The following is a 19808-nucleotide window of genomic DNA, read 5'->3' on the forward strand; positions in this document are numbered from 1 at the left end:
AAAATATTGTTGTTTTTACTATCTATTACATCCTTGGTAATTATTGGAATTAAAGCAAAGACAGAATTTACTTTTTCGATTAGATATTTGTAAGCAAATAGAAATTATCCCAACCTTAGATATATGTCCTAATTTGATATATCTAAGGTCGGGATAATGGTTGATCATGCCTATCGTCCTGTAAGACGCCAAAAAATAAGGAAAAAGGTTTGTAGTGTCAATTAAGTATTTAAATTTTCATATCATTCCCTATTTCCGGCCAGGCAAAGCCCGCTCCTCCATGCTGGTATCTTTCGGTTTCAAGATAAAAAGAATTCACCCCCTGAAGCCCAACTCCAGCATAATAAATGAATTTATCTACATGCTCCTGATATTCACCAAACTCACGATACTCTGCATGTAAGGCAAGCCCACTTGCCAATTCTTCATTATGGATGCGAAACGCCTCCGCGCAAGCATCCTTCAGCGAAAGATTAAATTCTTGTTGTAATACAAAGACCAGGTTAAAAACCTCTGTTCCCTTTGCCATTTCTTTGGGCAGGGAATGGATGTCGTTTTGCCAGGCAACAACCAGGGTCATATGAGATATCATCTTTTGAAAGACAATATGTTCAAAGATATGTTCCGGCAGGACAAGGCCTGATTCAATCTCACCAAAGATCAGATACGGCCGCATAAGAACAGAATACTCACGAATGGTTTTGAAAAGCGTGAGTGACGGTGGGCGCTGCGCTATTTTATAAGGATACTCCAATTCAATCCCGTATCTGAAAGATTGATAGAAATAGTAAATGAAACGTTCAACCCATATCTCAGGCATCAAAGCACGGAGTTCATCCCCGATTAGTGCCATATGCTGATAGAGTGCATTTTCTTCCTGCTTTGGTTGAGCACCTTTGAGAATGGCTACACAGCGATTCCGTAACTGCTGGATTTCCTCAAGGGAAGAATCTTCCACTTGATCGTCGAGAGCCACATACTGGAGCATAAACCTGTTGCATGGAATGGTTTGCTCATAGGTTAAGTCGGGCCACATACGTGCAGTACACATATGTAACCTCATTCTCTTATATTTTTCTCTTTGTTTTTCTGTCAGGAAAGTGTAGTCATTATCAATCCATCCATCCATATCTTTCCCCATCTGTTCTGCATGTGGATTGATAAGGTCGGGCCAAGGATAATGGCCATGTGGCAGGTAATCTTTTGAATTATATTCTTCTGGTTTCATCTTATTTAAGATTTAAATTTTGTAAAATATAGAATAGTTATAAGTTTATTCGAAGAGAAATACCTCTGGGTTCTGCCATGGGCAATTAATTCCTCTCTAATGTCTCTTTATATTTGATTCAACTTTTCCCGAAGCTCAGCAGCATCTGGAAATTCCTTAGCATTGTAACGTTCAAGTTTTGTGGATATATTCTTCCAGCCACTAAGTACCATACTCATGTAATGCACCCAGTTTACTACAGCATCCTGCCATATCCCAAAATCTGGAAGAGAAGCTTGTAGTTCCACAAATTCTTTCAAGTCTTCATTATGCAGTCGCAAGTCTTCAAGGCAGGCTTCTTCTAGAGACATCTTATATTCATGTTGAATCACCTTTACGATATTGTAATAAATACTATCGGTTGCTTCGTCTTTAAATACAGATTGTACCTCATTGAAAAAAGTAACCAAGTGACAGGCCAACGTTTGCAAACGACAGATAACCGGATGCTCATGTATCTCAGGAGGAAGAATGATACCGGTTTCCACTTCAGTAAGCTGCAGGAAAGGATAAAGACATATAGAGTTTTCGCGTAAAGCAATGCACTCGGCAATACTGGGATATGTTTTGCTTTTCTTGTATTTCAATTCGGTTTCTAAACCTGCAAAATATCTGCTGATCATTTGTATAAAACGAGAGATTGATTCTTGTGGAATAAACTGCAACAATTCCTGCCTTAATGAAGCTAACATAGCTCCCAAAGGAATTCCTGATTCTGCGGCACTTATCTCCCCATTCAGTATTGCAATCGATTGGGCGTGTACGTATCCTATGTCATCAGGTTCACTTTCTTCATAAAGGTCATCATTGTACAGTGTCCATAGCATCAATCTACATAGAGGTTTAAACCGTTCAAGTGATGCGGTGGGGAACCATTGAGCTGCAATATGCGCCGTTTTTGTTTTTTTATACTTTTTACGAAGATCAGGATTCTGTTCATAAAGCCACAGATATTCTCCATCAATCCATTGATTCTCTGTAATCTCCTGCAATTGTTCTGCATGGGGGTTTTTTAGGGTTGGAAAAGGATACCTAAACTGTTTACAGAGGAGATTAAGCGTGTTAAAATTTTCATTTCTCATAATTTAGTAGTTTTGGATGTGACTACTAAAGTAAGAATTTTATTTATCCAATTGTTGTTTTATTTCACAACACACAATCATAACTTTATTAAAATCAAAACAATAGAGATCAAAACAGCAGTTTTATTGTATTGAAATATAAAAATAATTTGTAGGAATTAATTAATTCTGATATAATCTAATTCTTAAATTAAAAATTAAAAACGAGAAGTAAATTGAGGACATGATAACGTAGGTTGTAATACCTAATTCAGAGGTAAGATTTAGCTCATTCGGATAACGTTGCCAATAAGAACAACCAAACGTTTATCTAGGATCTCTTTTCTAAATAGTTTTATAAATTTCTCAGAAAAAAGTTGCTAAGAGCCTTCTTATCACACAGCAGCAGTACACCAAATATGAAGATGGAACCTTGCAATACTTAAGAGAATAGCACATTACTATCAAATCAGTATTGATCTGCTTCTTTCTGTAGCTATTCGAAAAATCCCGATGAATAATTTGTTCAAATTGAAGAATAATAGACTGCTATTACTGATTACTGTTGATCAGGCAGGAGAGAATTTTATTGAAGTGGTAACTCAAAAGTAAAAGACAGGCTACTTGAATGGGTATGCTAAAACTTATACATCGATGCAACAGCATCAGTTTTTCAAGTTAAAATTTAATTACAAAACCATTCTATGGGAAGGGGACTTGTATAAACTACTTTTAATATTTCTTCATTTTCATGATCTTCATTTTCTCGTAAGATGTAAAGATATTTTGAACATTTTTCTTTGTATACTATGTCCCCAATTTTTACATTTTCATTTGACATTATATTATAATTCCATAATCCTATTTCCTTTTCCCCATTAAAAAACACAAATTGCTTAGTTGGTGTTATCTCAATCTTCGTTATTTTGAAATTATAAAACGTCAAATTTTCATTTTTAGAATGGAAAAATGTATTAAAAAAAATGAAGATCATACTTAAAAAAATAAAAGCTGAAATTATATAATTAGTTATATTTCTCATACACTAAAAAAGTGGTTTAAAAAGAGTTATTTTATTTAGATATGAAACCTCAATCTAATTAATTGATACAATAAAAATCCCCGTTATTAGCGGGGATTTCTTTATTTAATAAGCTTTTCTAAATAAGCTATTTTTTCTTTTTCAGACTGGAGTAAACGTTCGTAAAGCTTTTTGTTTTCTTCTACCACTTCCATTAATTTATCTAATGGATTAAAAGTACATTGAGTAGCACTAAATGTACCTTGACTGTTTGTAAAACTGTGATCGTAGAAATTATTAAAGAAGTTTATCGCAGCTTCATCAGAGAAGTTTTTAATAGCTTCGGGAGTGACACCCAATGCCTTTGCCACTTCTATAAGTTTTGCTTCATCTATGGTTTCACTATTCTCCATAGCCGATATTGCCTGTTGGTTTGTACCTAAAGCCTGTGCTAAAGCATCCTGCTTCATGTCACGAAGTTCTCTAATACGGCTTATCTTTCTTCCTATATGGTTAGTTGCTGTGCTCATAGTTCAAATATAGTAATTTTTCTGTCAGATTTTTTCCGCTGGTAAAAAACAAGCTCCGTTTGGTATTTTACCAACTCGAACAAAAATACAATTTTTAAGAACGCTTTTGGTACACACCTCATCAATTTTATAAGAGATCACACTTATGATTACTAGTCCCCTGTTTGGATTTGGGCTCAATTTCCGGCTTCAAAATGGGCAATACGGAACGCTTACTTACGAAGGATTGCAGTAAACGACATCCCTACTATTTTAAGAACTTAAGGCATCCCGCATTGACCTTCTTGCCATCCGGAGCAAAGCGACCATTTACTGTAGCTTCAGAACTTACTTTCGCAGGCAGGTACTTGGATCCATCGTACATTTTATCAAAAATATAATAGTCGTACCAAACCTCACCCTTGCTGTTTTTGCAGGCAATGGCGGCAATAAATGATTTCTTAATGATTGCATTGTAATCGCCCCTTACAATATAAATATCTTCGAATGCCAGTATGGCTTTTACGGCATTTCCTGCATTTTCCTTGAAATAGTTCTTGCATGCTTTTAGCACTTCTGCCTCTAGCTTAGGGTCGTTCATGGCACTCTTAGGAAAGCAGTCCGCTGCGGTCACCTTGATTTCTTTCGGAACAACCATATCAATCTCGCCTACAGCAATTGGCTTATACTCGAACCCCGTGGCGTCACCCATAATGACCGGAACCAATTCTATCTTCAGCTTATGAGTTCCCGGAGTCAGCAGGTCCTGCCTTTCAAGAAGTTTACGGTACATACTTTCACCAAAAAAGTTCTTCTCGGTGCCGTCATTCAGTTCCGCCCTCATGGTTGGCAAGCCTGTCATATCTTCACGTTCAAAGGTCTCTGCATGGCTCGTACCAGAAACCATATTTTCGTCAACATAGAGAATAAAAGCAACCTTGCAGCGCTCAAATGTGCTCTTGTTTCCATTAATTTCCTTCGGTTTTATTCCGCTTTCAAACAACTGCAGCATGGCGCTGTTAGCAGGTGAATTGGCCATAAATGCCCTTACAGACAAATTATCGCCAAGGTTATAGGTTTTGATGTATTTGTTCTCAGGAAGAGTGCGGCTGAAGTCCTCATTTGAGAAGCATACCTTCGCGATGTTATTCTGGTATTGCGGAAAATCAAGCTTTTCTTCAGGGAAAAGTTCAAGCTTGGCCCTTGCATTATCTTTTGATTGAGCCTGAATGCTCACTGAAAATGTTATGAATGCAAGAAGAATAATTTTTTTCATTTTTTTTTTAGAATTGGTTAGTATTAATATTAGTTATTTTTTCATTCCGAATTTAAAGGCTTTGATGCATTGTTTAAGTCCAAAAGCTGCATCACCACCAGTTTCAATATCCAACACTAAGAAGCTAGCGGCCTTCTTATTTCAAATTTATTTTGTTACCAATAGTCTTACCTCGTTTACTAATTGAGTATTTTGCTCTTTTTCATTCTTTAACAACAATGTTTTTAAAATAGAAACAGCTATTAATCCTGGAATAAGAGCAATAAGTCCACCTAAACCTGCGGCAACTTTTTGTCCTGGTAAAAAAGCAAGAGGCGCCATGTCATTATAGGCAAGATAGGCACCAATTACAACAAAAGGGAGTAAAGTTCCATATGTTATCCACGAACCCATTTTAGAGGAATCATCTACTTCAACTGTTACAATTTCCGGCTGGGATTGTTCCCATTTCAATGTAACTTCAGCCCCGATCTTATTTCCTTTTCTAACTTTGATTTCATGCGACCAATTTTTTTCTACTTCTCCTAAATCGCCGGCGGTAACAATATATTCGTTTCCGAATTTCTCCTTCAGCTTATTAAGTGTTTCTGTAGCTACATTTTTCAATGCAGTTTGTGTATCTGTACTATTATCAAGTTTATAAACAATTGTAGTTTCTGTACTCATCTTTATATTATTAAATTAATTAATTACTATTATCCTGTCAACAAGAGGGAATTACTTTATTTTTTCTGCGATCTGTGAAACAATTTCAGCTTCTACCTGATCTTTAGGAAGCGATTTAGGAAACGCAAACAGTCCATAAACCATTTCACCATATTTAACTTTTGAAGGGATCTTACCGTCAACATCAACAAATGTGCGAGCAGCATATTCTTCCGGAACAAAAAACGGTACACTGCCATCGTAGAATTTTTCAAACTTTATTCCCGATTGCTTGGTTCCGGCTGCTTTCGACATAAATTCTGCCAATGAATTTCCTTCATATAATGCATTCATATTGACAATAGTATACATTTTGTCCATTGCAACATCCAAACGAAAAGGGTAATGATTGGTTTTTTCGGGATCTTGCAGAGCAACCTTAAAATCAAAGGATTTAAATAAGCTTTTATCAGCATTCCAAACAGACACTTTGTAATCTCCTACAGGAATTTGATTGTGAATAAATTGATCTGTTTTCATCACATTATTAATCGTATACACATCTTGCGGCTTCCCATCTTTATCAATACGTTCAAAGGTTACAGAGCGTGTTGCACCTCCTGAATTTAAGAATGTGAAAGCCTGCGTTGGTCCTTCTTTCGATACCCAAATGGCCTGACCTATCATTAATAGTAATCCAATCACAAAAATGACCAGACATCCAATTTTAAATGGTTTTTTCATATACAATTTGTTCTGCTTTTCGTTTTTAATACCCGGTTAGCGTTATAGTTTACAGTTATTCTTCAGATTCCTGCTGCTCAAGCAAATCTTCCAATTCCCTTTCTTTTCGTGCCTGCTCTTCATATTCCTTTTCCTCTGCAAGCCATTTTTGACGTTCGTCGTAATTATCACGCACAGAGATTTCTTCTGTATAAGAAGGGTCGAAAAGATCAAGGGTTTCCTTAACATCAACTTCAGCCTTGAGGAAAAACGTAATACCTTTCTCCTCTACCTCATCAGGAGATGAAACACCCCAAGCCTCAAGCGCCTTGGCGACTTCCATATCTTTTACAAAAAGACCAAAATTGGTCTCTCCACCTGCAACAATCGTTCTTGGCAATTGCCTTTGACGCACTCCGTTAATGGTTTCGTTATAACAATTATCGGCATCAGCATGGTGTACACCTAATACTAATTCTTCCTCTTTATCTTCTACAATTCGTTTTGCATAGAATGTTCCGGTGACACTAAGAATAGTTACACCGTCCTTTTCGGCTTTCGCACGCAACGTCGCCTTGATCATGGGATCGTAAAATGGAAACGGATTTTCTACATAGATATAGTCAAGCACTACTCCCGTACTGCCAACCATGTTTTTAATTTTTTTAAAAAAGCTCATTTTTGATATTTTTAAGTGAATTATGTGCAAAGGAAAAATTGGCGCACCAATCGTGTGGTTGGTGAAAAGAATAAATAATAGGTACCGAAAATACCGCCTTCATTTAATTGGGCGATAAACTCTAACGGTTCGCCGTTTTCGTCCTGAAGCCCCGGATCGGTATAATCAGTCTCATAGCCGTAATTATAATCGAAATCATTAGAGTCAAAATCTTCCTCTTCTTCAGAACGCCTGTCGAGTTCTTTTTTCTCTTCCTCGTTCAATTCACGCTGAAATTTATACTGACACCAACTGGGCGCACCAAATTGTATGTCAATCCCATCGGCATCTTCAGCAGGAATATGATAGGTAGTTTCTGTAGATCTCTCGTCAAAATCCTGCCCCATTTCATCTGCGCATCTCGCTATGAATTCGTCAGAGAATTCGTCAATGGTTTTTCCATCAAAAGTCAAAAATTCATATTGATTTGATGCAGTAAGCCTGAAATCTATAACGCTGTTAAAGATTGGTGTAACCACAAAATGAAACACCAAATCTTTGTATTTATCGTTTGCATAATGACCGGGCAGGCTGATTTTTGGAAGAATCATTTCTTTTTCAAGAAGTGTAGTGTCTGTCAGTACCTGTCCGGGGTTGGCAAGATCAACAACCGCCGTTGCGAACTCCTCAGGATTTGTGGTCTCCTCAAATTCTATTTCTTTTCTCATATTTTGCATATTTGTGAATGTATATTGAAACACCTTATCGACTTGTAATCAAGATTAGGAAATAGCTTATTTGTTTATTTTCAAGTAATCACTCTCGTAAATTTCAGACAGGACGAACGAATCGTATTGCTTACCAGCCTTCAAACCGGTTACGCGCGATTTCAGCACTACAATCTCATATTCTACCTCGTCAGGGTTTCGGTTTTTATCAAGTGAATTGTCGCTATCAAACAAATAAGGTCTATAGAAACCAAATTTTCTATACATAGTATATAAAATTAGCTCCTTGTTTGGATAATCGTGACAAAACGTACTGTTAGGCAAACTGCAAAGGGTGCGCAGTAAGAGTTCTGAAGTTCCGCTGGAATCAAATCGGCCACCTTCTTTTTTAAGTGTCATTTTTAGTCTTACAACAGGCTCGGTTTCTCCAAACATAAAATATTTCTCAAATGCTTTTTTAGTTTTCTCACCACCCATAATTTTCATGATCTCTTTCATTAACGGAACTTTGAAATTTGACGAATCCGAAAACGTTTCTGCCAGCCAGTCTCCATATTGGTCAGGTGTCCAATTTTCGGGTATACTCTGACCGAGTGCTTGCATGAATTTATGAGTTGTGTAAGTCGATACTTTCTTCCCTAAGAAATGTCGGTACGCATTTGCGTCAAGTTCTTCCATTTCATTGACCGTGAGTTCAAAAGTTTTTCTTGGACTTTCGTGCGACAGCAAATCGATCAATTTCTGATTTTCGGGATGGATTTTATCCGCAAGCCAATTGGTGCCAAAGTGTCGTTCAAGTCCTTGTTCTATAATTTCAGTAAACGATTTATTGATGTACTCTATATCTCCATCATTCCCCCATTTATAGAAGCTAGGGTTCCCCCCCCGTCCTATCATCAGGATTCCCCAAGACGAATCATCACCAAAAAAAAACAGCACTTCGTCATCAGGACTGATACTCGCCTGAGATTCGTCGTCAAGAAAATACTCCCCAAATGATTTCGCTTTTTGGTAAGGCAATCCGTATGTCATATTAGATGGCTTGAAGGTGCGCTTGCCATCAGCATCAAGTCCCACCAGATCCAGGCCGTTGAAAGTATTATCTCCAATATCAAAGTGAAAAGAAATTCCGTTCAATGTGTTGTACGCAGGCAACATATCACTTGGGAGTATTTCGCTCCATTTTGATAATTTTTCACCCAAAGGCACTTTTATATTCCGAATGGAAACGTCGTTTCTGGATGCAATTTTACCAATCCATACTAATATTTTTTGGTCCAGCGTCAATTCATTTTGTTCAGTATTCATATTTTTTATGTCAGGTTAATAATAAACTATACCGTTGTTTATCTTACTTCAATTAATCATACCACGCTTTCACAACCTTGATGCCTTTTATCTTCTTTTTAATCAGTGCTTTCCAATCTTTGTCACTAAAAAGTGGACAATCCTCCATAGCAATTTTTTTAAGGTTTTTCATCTCAAAAATATCTTCAGGAAGGTTGGATATCTTTCCATATTCAAAACCGAGCCACTCGAGTTTCTGCAACCTGCTTATACCGTCTGGGATCACGTTGATATTTGATTTACTTAAACGCAGGTATTCCAATTCGCTGCATTCATAAATTGATGGGTTTAGCGATTGGAGGTAATTATCAAACATTCTAAAACTGGTCAGGGCTTTTAGGTTGGAGAATGAATCGGGCAATTGGGTGATTTTAACGTTATCAAAATTCAACTCCTTAAGATTGTAATTCGGAAGAATGGCTTCTGATACACTCGAAAGATTGTAATCTCTTACATCAAGTCGTTTTAATCCCGTAAAATGGTTGATAATTTTATCTAAAGACAGCATATGATCTTTTGAAGGATTTCCATTATTGATCAGTTCGATCATTTCAATCCTTGCAGGTAATTTGTAAAGATCATCAGTAATTGGCTTGTTGGCTTTTATTTTGAATGTGCGCAGATTAATCAATCCGGAAAGTGATTTTTCGAACTCAAACGGATAAGCATGGTAATCCATCGTAAGGGTTTCAAGATGCTGGAAAGTTGCGATACTTGAAAAAATATCATAATCAACATGCTTCAAATTGATTTCCTTTACATTCTTTAGGTTAGCGAATGACTTTGGAAGTTCCTTAAGCTTATAGTCATCTATTTCTAAAACCTCAAGCGATTCAAGAGCATCAATACCTTCAGGCAATAATACGAATCCGCAGTTGATTCGTAATTCCTTTAGATTTTTGAGCTTGTATATGCTTTTCGGAAATTCGGTCGCATCATCACTCACCTTCAATTCAAGTATTTCAAGCGTTTGCAGTTGATCGAATTGGTCTGCAAGTTCAGTTAGGCTGTTACAGTCTATGATCAATGACTTTACCGAATCGGCCATAAAAAGTGACGCAGGAAGTTTATTGATGTTCCAATCCCTTATTTTGATCTCTTCCTGCCCGGCATATACACCCGCATCAGATTGGTCTTCGAGTTCAATAGCTTTCTTCGCATTACTGTTAATCTCTGCATTCGGAAACGCTGCAAAGATCTTACGCATGATGCTCATATTCTTGTCAAGAGGTGAAGAGATCGTAACGATTTTTTTAAGATGTTTCAAATCGAAGAAACTATCGGAAAGTGAATCAATCTTGGTGTAATTGAAATCGACTTCTTCAAGATCAGGGAATTTAGAAAGGTCAGGTATTTTAGAAAGTCTATAATTCTGACTAACGTTAAAAATACGCAGTTTAGTAAGTTTTTCAAGCGATTCAGGAAGCGACTTCCAATCGTTGTCATGTAGATTAAGTACTTCAAGATTCTCAAGATCACCTATACTTTCGGGCATTTCCTCATATTGTTGATGAATCAGGTGCAATTCGGTCAACTCTTTAAATTTTAATATTTTTTCAGGAAATGAAACTTGGTTCGAATAATGGCTGTCACGCCATGCATCTACCCTTCTTGATGCATTGAGGTTAAGTATTTTTACCGGAAATGGCAATCCATCCGGGAAATCCTTAATAAAATAAGCTTTCTTAGTGTTAGACAATTTATCCCACTTCTTCGGTAAGTCCACGAGAGATTTCAATGTTTTTCCACTAATGGCTTCGAGAAAATAATTGTAGTGCAATAAGATATCAGCTTCGAGAGTTTTATCTTTCTTCAATGCCAATAATGCAGTAGCAATGCTTTCGGCATCCCATGTTTCGATAAGCCCTGTTAGAGTAATTTTATCCATAAAATTGCACAAATTTTGTTCGTTTTTTCTAAATACTAAAATCGTAATGTTTTAACTTTTTTAGTAATCATTTTCTGATCATAACAAACATATTCATTATGTGAATAATTGCAAAATTTATTTCGTGATATTTAGGATAATTTTTGAATAATTATCAACAAGAACAGTCGGTTAAAACTTATTTGGCAAAAAGTCCCATCAATACTAATAAGTCTTCTATAAAAGTATTCGAAAATTGTCCGGCCAAGTCCACAAAAAAAGCCTGCTTAAATTTTTTAAGTAGGCTTTTATATTTTTATACAGTGTTTTACTGAAAATAAATTAAGACTTTGATTAAATCTAATAATCATTAAGTTCTTTTTTAATACTATTGTTTTTAATAGCCTTCCGGCACTTTTCCCTTCGCTCTTTATTATCAAATTCAGCCAGGCATAAATCAAACAACACTGCATCCTGCATTTTTATATCTCCGTATTTAATTTTCCTGTCCAGCTGTAAAGCCCTTTCAAACAGGCTTTCAAAATCGTCATCTACCACAAACTTGTTTTTCTTTGCCTGATAATATGCTGTAGATAACAGGCCAAGCTCTGTTTCATTATGTTTCAATTCCGGATACTGGTCAAAAATCGATTTTAATTCAGCATATTTGCCCGTCTTGGCAAACGCCAACAACGCATTAGAATGATATTTAGCACCCAGGTTTTTATGTGCGCATAATTTTAACGCATCGGCTATACCATTTTTTGCAGCGAATGATTCGACCAGATAAGATTTTAATTCGGCGATTTCAGATTTGTTTTTCGCAGGTTCCGCCAACTTAAAATAATTAAAAAAGTGAGTCGCATCTCCCAGCGAGGCATAATGGCACAAAAGAATTAAATAGCCGCTGTCAAGGTTGTTTTCTTCCTTAAAGATGGTTGTGGTCCTAAAGTTCGGAATGAAGCTGCACGCCATCTCTATATCGTTTTTAGCTGCTAAATTGGAAATGACATGTTCCAGAATGTGGTTAAAAATAATATCATCCTCAATACTCTTAGCCGATGATAGTATTTCCGATTCACTAAAACCGCCAGCATCGTACAAAAGCAGCAGCGCAGATTCCCAATCTAAACTACTATTAATAGTTTTCCTTTCTATAAATCTCTTCAAAAGGTCTTCGTATGAGGGCTTGTATCCACGATAACCACCTCTGCCTATTCCTAAGCCTGTTCCTTTATAGGGAAGTTCTGCAATGCTCCTGATAGCATCCAGTACTTCTGCATCCAGTCCATCACCGGAATTGTTAATTGCCTGAATACATAGTTTTACGGAATGCTGTATAATTGCGCTCATGTTAATAGTTATAATTTATTGCAGACAACTAAATTACAAATACAGTCCTTGCAAATTTTAAATACTAAAAATAACAAATATTTACCTAAGTATAGAATTGCCTTTTATTTAAATCCGCTTACTTCTTAAACTCAAAGACCAATAAACGTTCGATTATATGATCCTTAAAATGACCTTCAATAAAACTTTCTTTTGTCCATTCCATAGCTTTTTCTTTTCCGTATAATAAAAGAATAATACAGGTCATAGTTAGCAACTTTCTTTCATCGTATGATCTATGAAATTTATATAAAAAAGGGTGTTTATGTATTACGCCAAGATATATACTTTCAAGTGTTGGAAACATACTTAATAAAGTAAATGCTCCTAGATCGAGTTCTCGATGTATCTCCTTAACAACCTCGGTTAAATTAATCCCAGTCTTATATAACACAGATAAGTAAATATTTCTTTCCGAAAAATGGCTAATACTTCCTGCAACAACTGGATATTTTGACAAATGATCATCAATAAAAAATTTTTCTATTTTTTTAACACTAGGATAATATATTCCAACTACAGGGTCGATATAAATCGCATCAGAATCTGATCGATGTAATCTACCTGAAAAAGTTATCTTCTCCTGCCTATTAAAATCTGACTTTATTTTTTTTACAAAATCACGTTTACCCTTTTCTACAAATTGTCTTTCCAACAGAAAAGGTCTAAACTCCGATACAACCTCTTCTAGTATATTACCAAGTCCTTTTGACATGTTCCTTTTTTTAGGTTTATAACATCCTTTACGGCCCCTAGCCCCATTCAATCAACTTCGATACTTTAACCAACAGGTTAGGTGGCAAACTTAGTTTGTATTGGCATGAGCATTGTTCTTTCTATTTACTCGACTGGTTTTTCAGACTTGATACTTTCTTCTCGGCCTTTCCATAATATATCATTCTATATTTTGACGTTCAAGGTTATACATTAGTTTGTATTTCGAAAAAGTTCAAATAAGCTGTATATTTTTCGAGAACTTCTTTAGCCTTTTCCGTACAAAATAGATGACCTAATTGTGGTGTTCTAAAAAGGTCAGAACCATCCCAATCTGTCAAATCAATAGAAATATGACTATAATCTCCTACGTTCTTTTTTGACAGATCAATCTGACCAGCTGAGGTAGTATTCAAGATCATCACCCATATTCCAGGTAGCTTTTCAGCTAATTCAGGATCATGTTTCCGTTTCAAAATAAAATCCTCCGGTTCGCCCGATTTTGGTTTGTCATGGATTTTTTCATTTGCATCCCAACCTTCCCACTCTAATTTAACTATTTTTTCTTTTTTAGCCTGCTTAAAAACATAGCCCTTTAAACTACTCGATTCAATGGTATTCTTTAAGCCGTCAACAACAGCTATATATTTATTGTATAGATATATAGCTGGAATCATGGGGCCTATTCGCTCTATAATTATATCCCCAGTCGCATTTTTTGAAATAAAACCATAGGCCAATACATTTCCATAATCTCCCCAAGGCATTTGTTTATTTTTGATGATGTAGTATTTCATTTCAGTGTTATTCTCCTAGCTTCCATTTTTTATTAAACGCAGTAAGATCGTCATTTATATAGGATTCTAAATAATTTAACAAATCTTTATATCGTGCTTCTCCATTGGTATCATAAACCCATAGTTCTGGTTCTTCTATGCAATCAAACCATACGAGGTATATTCTTTCATAAGTATACCTGCTGCCTGCAAAAACTGAAATTCGTTTGTCATTAAATATACTCCCGGCATCATTTTGCCAGTTATTGATAGAAGAATTTACATTAGTAACAATTCCGCTCAATCGCTCATCTGTTATATGACTTTCCCAGAAACTCTCCATTTCAATTGCATCCAGCCAATCACCGTGAGTAGACTCTTCCCATCCGCCAAATTTTTCAAACCTGGATTTAAGCATCGGGCTTAATGGCCTGAAGGAATTCTTTTTCAGCGTAGGAATTCCTTTTGAAACTGCAACACTGGGCTTTGGAGTACTATCTTCGAATAATTCATTCAAGATCTCATTTAAAGCTTGTTCAATATTCATAATTTACATTGCTGCTTTTAAATATTTATAAACTTATATTTACTATTTAACTCCAAAATTCTTTCATTAATTGCGCCTGTTGTTATTTCCAAAACACGTGAAACATCATAACCTGAATTATTCTTATTTGAAGAATCTGAACCTAATTTCAACAATACCTCAACAATAGGAAAATAAATATCCGGCTTCAGCCGGGCATTAAACAGCGCATTCCATAAAACATTATTCCCGTCAGCATCTCGGGTATTTAATGTACTCAGGTCTTTATGAAGAATAGCTTCAACTACATTTTTCATTCCTAATTTTACTGCTATTTGTAATGCAGTGTCTCCTTTCTTATTTTTCGTTGTAGTATCAATACCTTTATCGAGCAAATACTTAATTCCATCAGGAAAATCATTTGAAACGGCTGCATCTAACCCTGAACGCCCTTGTTCATTCAACTCATTTATATCATTAACCATCAGATAGTCTTCTAATAGTTTTATATCTTTTTTCATTATTACTGAGTATAGATTCATTTTCTTTCCTTTTTGAAATTAGTTATCAATTCTACTTCTATTACATCTCATCACTGTTCTTGAAATCTATAAAATTACTTTGTTCTTCAACTCAAGCCACTATGTAATAAAATCTAAGCACTCTCTTTCTCATCTTCTTAATAAATTTTAACCACTGTCTTCTATACAATATAAAGGCTTTTAAAGCTATCAATGGTCATATTATATTTTTTATGAAACAATTTTTAGTCATGTACTATTATTAGTATACCATACTTACCTATCTCTAAGCCCTATTTCAATCAATTTAGACGCTACAACCAATATGTTAGGGGACAAGTTTAGGGTCCATTGATAATCAAGTCCCTCCGTAGAATCTGTTTCATCCCATAGGTTGGTTCCAACGCATCGAATATAAATAGTGTTGTTATCAATGTAACACTCGCCTAGCTGATATTCTTTTGCGGGTTCTGGAAATCTTAATGTAAAGTAGTTACGATACTGATTGTAGCCAATAACAATCAGCTTGCCTTCTAATTCATTGTGAATAGAAAGTCGAAATTTATTTTCTTCAAATTCAATTTCGATAAAATCCTGTGCCTTATCAATTTGAAGATTATTTTGATTTATTTCTCTTATAAGTTCAGCAACATATATACCTCCTGGATACTTTAAAAAATCAATTTTAAAATGTGTATCTTTTTTTTTGTAGAAAGAATTAAAAATAAAGTATCTATTATCTTTAATCTCAATATTTTCAATAGGTACCAAACTTTCATCCTGATAAGGTGTCTCATTTACCATCATCTTACCTTTCCATAAATGAAAAACCTCTCCTAAATTAATATCCAAGTGCGCATTAGTCCAAGTTGGGTTATATTTTAAAACTAAAATTTCAGCTTTTTTGTTAATCTCCCTTTTATCCATAATTTTTTAATTTGAATCCCTTTGTAGCTTTAATTTGTTTTCTCAGTCATCATCTCCAATATGAAGGGTTAGCTTTTTCCAACCGGCTAATCTTGCCTTTTCAATAGGTACTTTAGTAAAACCTGATTTTGTTCTTCTAACAGGTAAAAGTGTGTACAGCATTACCGTTTCATCATTATTTTCATCTAACTCTTGATCTGCATTTTTCCCTCCCGGCCATTGTACATCAAGAACACAAAATGCAGCAATCCCTACAGGCCAGCTTAGATCTTTAAAATGATCGTCCTCTGCAAGGATATAATCGCCCTCGGATATCTTAATTCCTTCTTTCACCGATTGTATTATCCTCGACAACAATTGTATTGGAAATTGATTTTCTGCTGTTTGAATGTAAAAATTCCAGTATTCGGGCAAAACAATGAACAGTTCCATCATCGGTTTATGAAGATCAAACAAACCAAAAGTAAATAACACCCTGTTCTTTTTATTGTTAGCATGAACTAGTTTCTGTACCACAGGTTTATCCTCAGTAAAAGAAGTAATATCTACGGGTAATATCTTTCCCAGCCTCAAAGTCACATGACTTAAAATACCACTTCCCGGAATTTCATTATCAACCCATTCCGGCAAAATGTAATGACTTTTTGCCTTGTGTAATTTCAGGTAATCGGCAATTTTAGGATCTTTTTGCGAAATTGCACGATCCAGAGGAAGCATTCCATTCCTGATATGCATTCTGTTAACATTCGCTCCATAGCTCATCAACAGTTTCACCATTTCAAAATGACCAAAATTAACAGCATTCATTAAAGGTGACAAAAGACAGCTTTCTATACCTTCTACATAAGCACCGTTCTCTAATAGCCAGTTTGCAATTTCAATATTATTACCCGTCGCGGCACAATTCAGCGGTGTCTCTTTACCCTTTATAGAAATATTTACGTCCAAACCTTTTGTGACCAGAAATTTAAAGATGGTAAGATTTCCATCTCGTGCACAAGTATGCAGTGGGGTTTCCAGAACATTAAAATATTCGGTGGTTAGCAAATTAGGCTGCGCATCCAGAATCAATTGGATTTTATCCAAATCACCATCTTTAATGGCGACATTAATATCGTTTGAATTATAGTTCATCGTTAAGTTATTATCATGTTAAGTCCAAACCCGCTAATTATAATAGGAAAAGTATAAGTTATTAATGATCAAAGTGATTTAAATTTCTAATTCCCAGCCACTAAATTCACAATCATGACTTAATCCTAAATTACACATCTCAGTAGTCCATTTATTTAGGTTTTCAATACTTAAATTTATAGCTATAGATGTTCCATCCAATACAAACTCATTTTCTGAAGATGATTCTTCTACAACATCCATTTCATATCCTTTCGAGCTCAGATTCTCCGCCAATTTCTCCAACTTCACGGGATCATCAGAATAGAAATAGAAGTCAAGCTGAACTTCCTCAAATTCTTTATATCTTTTATCGATTAAAATAGAAAAGGTATGTCCATTCATCTCCTTTTGTTCAACAATATTCTCGTTGTTGCTTTCTTTTGTGATATATTGACTCATGTTTTAATTATTCTAAAATGTTAGGCAGATTGTTAATTCCTGATTATAAACGTTTTTACTTCAAAAGTATTTACTTGTGTCACCCATTATACTTTTGCATTACGCAACCATGGGGGTGCTTTCAGTTCAAATATTATCTTTGAATTTTTAACTACAGCCTTTAATCCCATAGTTTTAATCGATTTCATTTCGGGGGGAGTACCATAAAATTCCTGTAAATAGACCGCTGCTTTATTACTGGATATTTTTACCACATCATCGAACAACTTTGTTTTGTCTACTTTTAAATATTCCATCACAAACCATATAACTGATAAGTAAACAATATTTTCTCTTGGGTCCAAACTAAAGTCTTCAATTGATTGCAAGGTTAAAGCAATTTCAATGTATTCATGTTTTTTTTCATTGTAAGCAAGTTCTGCTAACCCTTCAGATAGAGAAATAATCTTCAAACTACTCCTTGTATCAACAATTTCTTTTCTTATAGTTTCTCTTTCAATCTCATCCCCTTTTGTATATATATCAGCCAGTCTTTTGACATCTTTAAAATTAAAATCAGTAGCTATAATTAATGAGATAAGTTTTTTAGTATATTCTATATTACCCATAATAAAATTTTTAATGACATCCTTTTAGTTTTCCATACATCACATTATTTACAACACTCACTCAATGTCCAGCGTATCCCTCTTTTTTAACCTTTCATAAGTTTCTTTTCCCAAAAAGCCACTATACTTTACAAAATCAAGATAATCAGGAAGTGCGACAAACATCAAAGCATATACTTTCATATTTTCGGCATCAATTTTAAATTGATCTGTACAAAACAAATTAAAGCCAAGAATGGGATCTTTTATAAGAAAGACTTCAGAGTATATATTTTCATCAATTAATTCGATTTTTTCATACTTTCTAATATATTTCACGCCATTGTGAACAATAGGTTCACCTTTGTCTGACAAGGAGACTTCATATATGGAGTTCGTATAATCAATCAAACCTTCAGCATAATCGAACTTCACAAAGAAATATTTTTTTCGCAAGGCCAATTCGCTATTATCTTCAGAAGAAAACACATACACTCTACCTTTTGTGTAAGCCACGTTATATTTACTGATAAGCAACAAAAAATCTTCAGATATTATATAGTGGTTGGCAAACTTATAATAATCGAATTCTAAATCCACACATTTAGTGTACAGATAATATTCAGGCAGTAGCTCATATTCGTTAAATCCGGGTTTCATCCAATTATAGTAAATACTATTCTCTTTACTAAAAGCATTACCTACTATAGGCTGCTCAAACATCCTTGCCTCAAAAAAAACCGGAATGCCATCTTTTCCAGACTGATCAGTAAACATTGCGTAGTAATTCATTTTATTCCTATTTTATCTTTGTAAATCTAATGCCTAACATTTAGTTTGTTTACTAAGTACATCTAATATTTAGAACATAGAAAACGTGTATTGTTCTATCATCAGCTTAGATTAAGAACTCATTATCGAAAGGAAGGATATCCCATTTATATTGATTATTATAGACATAAGGAAAATCGGATACTTTATATATTTCAGGAGAATAAAATTTTTCAATAACTTCTTCCTTCACATCTTTGCTAAAAACTATGGATGTATGATAACAGAACTCCGACAAGTAATAAACATTTTTAGAAGGTATTGTTTTAACTAAGTCCATTTCCGGGTATAAAAAATAGTTTTTAACCCCAGCTACTCTCTTTTTTGCCTCAGGATGAAAATCAAATAAATGATCATCAAATTTTCCAAATCGCAATGCCCAATAATCCCCACTAGTTAATACATTTCCTTCAAGATCAATAACCCGCAGTTTGGCCTTTTCATAATAAGAATCGTCTAATCCGTTCTTTTGCAGAAAACCCAGAAATTTATCAGACGCAAATGCGACATTATTGCTATATCCGTAGTAATCAAAAAATATCTTTTTATTAGATACTTTGATAATTACCATATACATCTCGGAAGGTAATTTATAATCATCAACAGGTGGAAATTTCATTTTGAAGGGATTGAACAATTTCCATTGCTGTGTAGGTATTTCTTTAGCTTTATCCTTTTTAAAACTATTTTTAAGAATAAAATCATCTTTTAAAGGATAGCCTTCAGGTACTCTGGTCCTATTGAACCAAATAAATAATTCTTTCATATTGCTTATTTCCCATTAATAATGTTTTAAATACCCTTTAATTCTAATGTCACTCTCTGTATGGAAATGGTTAAGACGAACTTCAATTAAT

General features: G+C 34.9%; 22 protein-coding genes. All 22 read right to left on the reverse strand.

The window, feature by feature from the left end; translation table 11 throughout:
* Nucleotides 1-229 precede the first annotated feature (229 nt).
* Nucleotides 230-1228 carry a terpene synthase family protein gene (locus tag EPI11_RS17985; protein ID WP_128391381.1) on the reverse strand — a complete coding sequence of 333 codons (999 nt, stop codon included), beginning with the start codon at nt 1226-1228 and terminating at the stop codon, nt 230-232.
* Between the two features lie 107 nt (nt 1229-1335).
* A complete protein-coding gene (locus EPI11_RS17990) occupies nt 1336-2349 on the reverse strand; it encodes a terpene synthase family protein (protein ID WP_128391382.1) in 1014 nt (337 codons plus the stop codon).
* Between the two features lie 664 nt (nt 2350-3013).
* The gene (locus tag EPI11_RS17995; protein ID WP_128391383.1) at nt 3014-3370 is read right to left on the reverse strand and encodes a hypothetical protein; all 357 of its coding nucleotides are present in this window, start codon (nt 3368-3370) and stop codon (nt 3014-3016) included.
* A gap of 101 nt (nt 3371-3471) precedes the next feature.
* Complete coding sequence (locus EPI11_RS18000) at nt 3472-3879, reverse strand: helix-turn-helix domain-containing protein (RefSeq protein ID WP_128391384.1); 408 nt, start codon at nt 3877-3879, stop codon at nt 3472-3474.
* 247 nt (nt 3880-4126) lie between these two features.
* Nucleotides 4127-5134 (reverse strand): hypothetical protein, encoded by a 1008-nt coding sequence (locus EPI11_RS18005; RefSeq protein WP_128391385.1) that lies wholly within the window; start codon nt 5132-5134, stop codon nt 4127-4129.
* A gap of 147 nt (nt 5135-5281) precedes the next feature.
* On the reverse strand, nt 5282-5800 hold the full coding sequence (locus tag EPI11_RS18010) for a hypothetical protein (RefSeq protein WP_128391386.1): 519 nt from the start codon (nt 5798-5800) through the stop codon (nt 5282-5284).
* Nucleotides 5801-5851: 51 nt separating this feature from the next.
* A complete protein-coding gene (locus EPI11_RS18015; RefSeq protein ID WP_128391387.1) occupies nt 5852-6523 on the reverse strand; it encodes a hypothetical protein in 672 nt (223 codons plus the stop codon).
* Between the two features lie 55 nt (nt 6524-6578).
* On the reverse strand, nt 6579-7154 hold the full coding sequence (locus EPI11_RS18020) for a hypothetical protein (protein ID WP_128391388.1): 576 nt from the start codon (nt 7152-7154) through the stop codon (nt 6579-6581).
* 47 nt (nt 7155-7201) lie between these two features.
* Nucleotides 7202-7888, reverse strand: a complete 687-nt coding sequence (locus EPI11_RS18025; RefSeq protein WP_128391389.1) for a hypothetical protein — start codon at nt 7886-7888, stop codon at nt 7202-7204.
* Between the two features lie 66 nt (nt 7889-7954).
* Nucleotides 7955-9196, reverse strand: a complete 1242-nt coding sequence (locus EPI11_RS18030; RefSeq protein WP_128391390.1) for a hypothetical protein — start codon at nt 9194-9196, stop codon at nt 7955-7957.
* Between the two features lie 52 nt (nt 9197-9248).
* Complete coding sequence (locus EPI11_RS18035; RefSeq protein ID WP_128391391.1) at nt 9249-11123, reverse strand: leucine-rich repeat domain-containing protein; 1875 nt, start codon at nt 11121-11123, stop codon at nt 9249-9251.
* Between the two features lie 339 nt (nt 11124-11462).
* The gene (locus tag EPI11_RS18040; RefSeq protein ID WP_128391392.1) at nt 11463-12455 is read right to left on the reverse strand and encodes a hypothetical protein; all 993 of its coding nucleotides are present in this window, start codon (nt 12453-12455) and stop codon (nt 11463-11465) included.
* Between the two features lie 118 nt (nt 12456-12573).
* Nucleotides 12574-13209, reverse strand: a complete 636-nt coding sequence (locus EPI11_RS18045) for a hypothetical protein (RefSeq protein WP_128391393.1) — start codon at nt 13207-13209, stop codon at nt 12574-12576.
* Between the two features lie 205 nt (nt 13210-13414).
* Entirely contained in the window at nt 13415-14005 is a 591-nt protein-coding gene (locus EPI11_RS18050; protein WP_128391394.1) for a hypothetical protein, read from the reverse strand.
* 7 nt (nt 14006-14012) lie between these two features.
* Nucleotides 14013-14531, reverse strand: a complete 519-nt coding sequence (locus EPI11_RS18055) for a hypothetical protein (protein WP_128391395.1) — start codon at nt 14529-14531, stop codon at nt 14013-14015.
* 17 nt (nt 14532-14548) lie between these two features.
* On the reverse strand, nt 14549-15031 hold the full coding sequence (locus tag EPI11_RS18060) for an ankyrin repeat domain-containing protein (RefSeq protein ID WP_128391396.1): 483 nt from the start codon (nt 15029-15031) through the stop codon (nt 14549-14551).
* A 276-nt stretch (nt 15032-15307) separates the two neighbouring features.
* Nucleotides 15308-15958 carry a hypothetical protein gene (locus tag EPI11_RS18065; protein WP_128391397.1) on the reverse strand — a complete coding sequence of 217 codons (651 nt, stop codon included), beginning with the start codon at nt 15956-15958 and terminating at the stop codon, nt 15308-15310.
* 42 nt (nt 15959-16000) lie between these two features.
* Nucleotides 16001-17092, reverse strand: coding sequence for an ankyrin repeat domain-containing protein (locus tag EPI11_RS18070; RefSeq protein WP_128391398.1), 1092 nt, complete (start codon nt 17090-17092; stop codon nt 16001-16003).
* A 78-nt stretch (nt 17093-17170) separates the two neighbouring features.
* Nucleotides 17171-17533, reverse strand: coding sequence for a ribonuclease E inhibitor RraB (locus EPI11_RS18075; RefSeq protein ID WP_128391399.1), 363 nt, complete (start codon nt 17531-17533; stop codon nt 17171-17173).
* Between the two features lie 86 nt (nt 17534-17619).
* Nucleotides 17620-18141, reverse strand: a complete 522-nt coding sequence (locus EPI11_RS18080; RefSeq protein WP_128391400.1) for a hypothetical protein — start codon at nt 18139-18141, stop codon at nt 17620-17622.
* Nucleotides 18142-18198: 57 nt separating this feature from the next.
* The gene (locus EPI11_RS18085) at nt 18199-18912 is read right to left on the reverse strand and encodes an Imm43 family immunity protein (protein WP_128391401.1); all 714 of its coding nucleotides are present in this window, start codon (nt 18910-18912) and stop codon (nt 18199-18201) included.
* Between the two features lie 106 nt (nt 18913-19018).
* Nucleotides 19019-19717 carry an Imm43 family immunity protein gene (locus EPI11_RS18090; protein ID WP_128391402.1) on the reverse strand — a complete coding sequence of 233 codons (699 nt, stop codon included), beginning with the start codon at nt 19715-19717 and terminating at the stop codon, nt 19019-19021.
* Nucleotides 19718-19808: the final 91 nt, after the last annotated feature.

This window comes from Flavobacterium cerinum, assembly GCF_004028155.1.
In the GTDB taxonomy this organism is placed as follows: domain Bacteria; phylum Bacteroidota; class Bacteroidia; order Flavobacteriales; family Flavobacteriaceae; genus Flavobacterium; species Flavobacterium cerinum.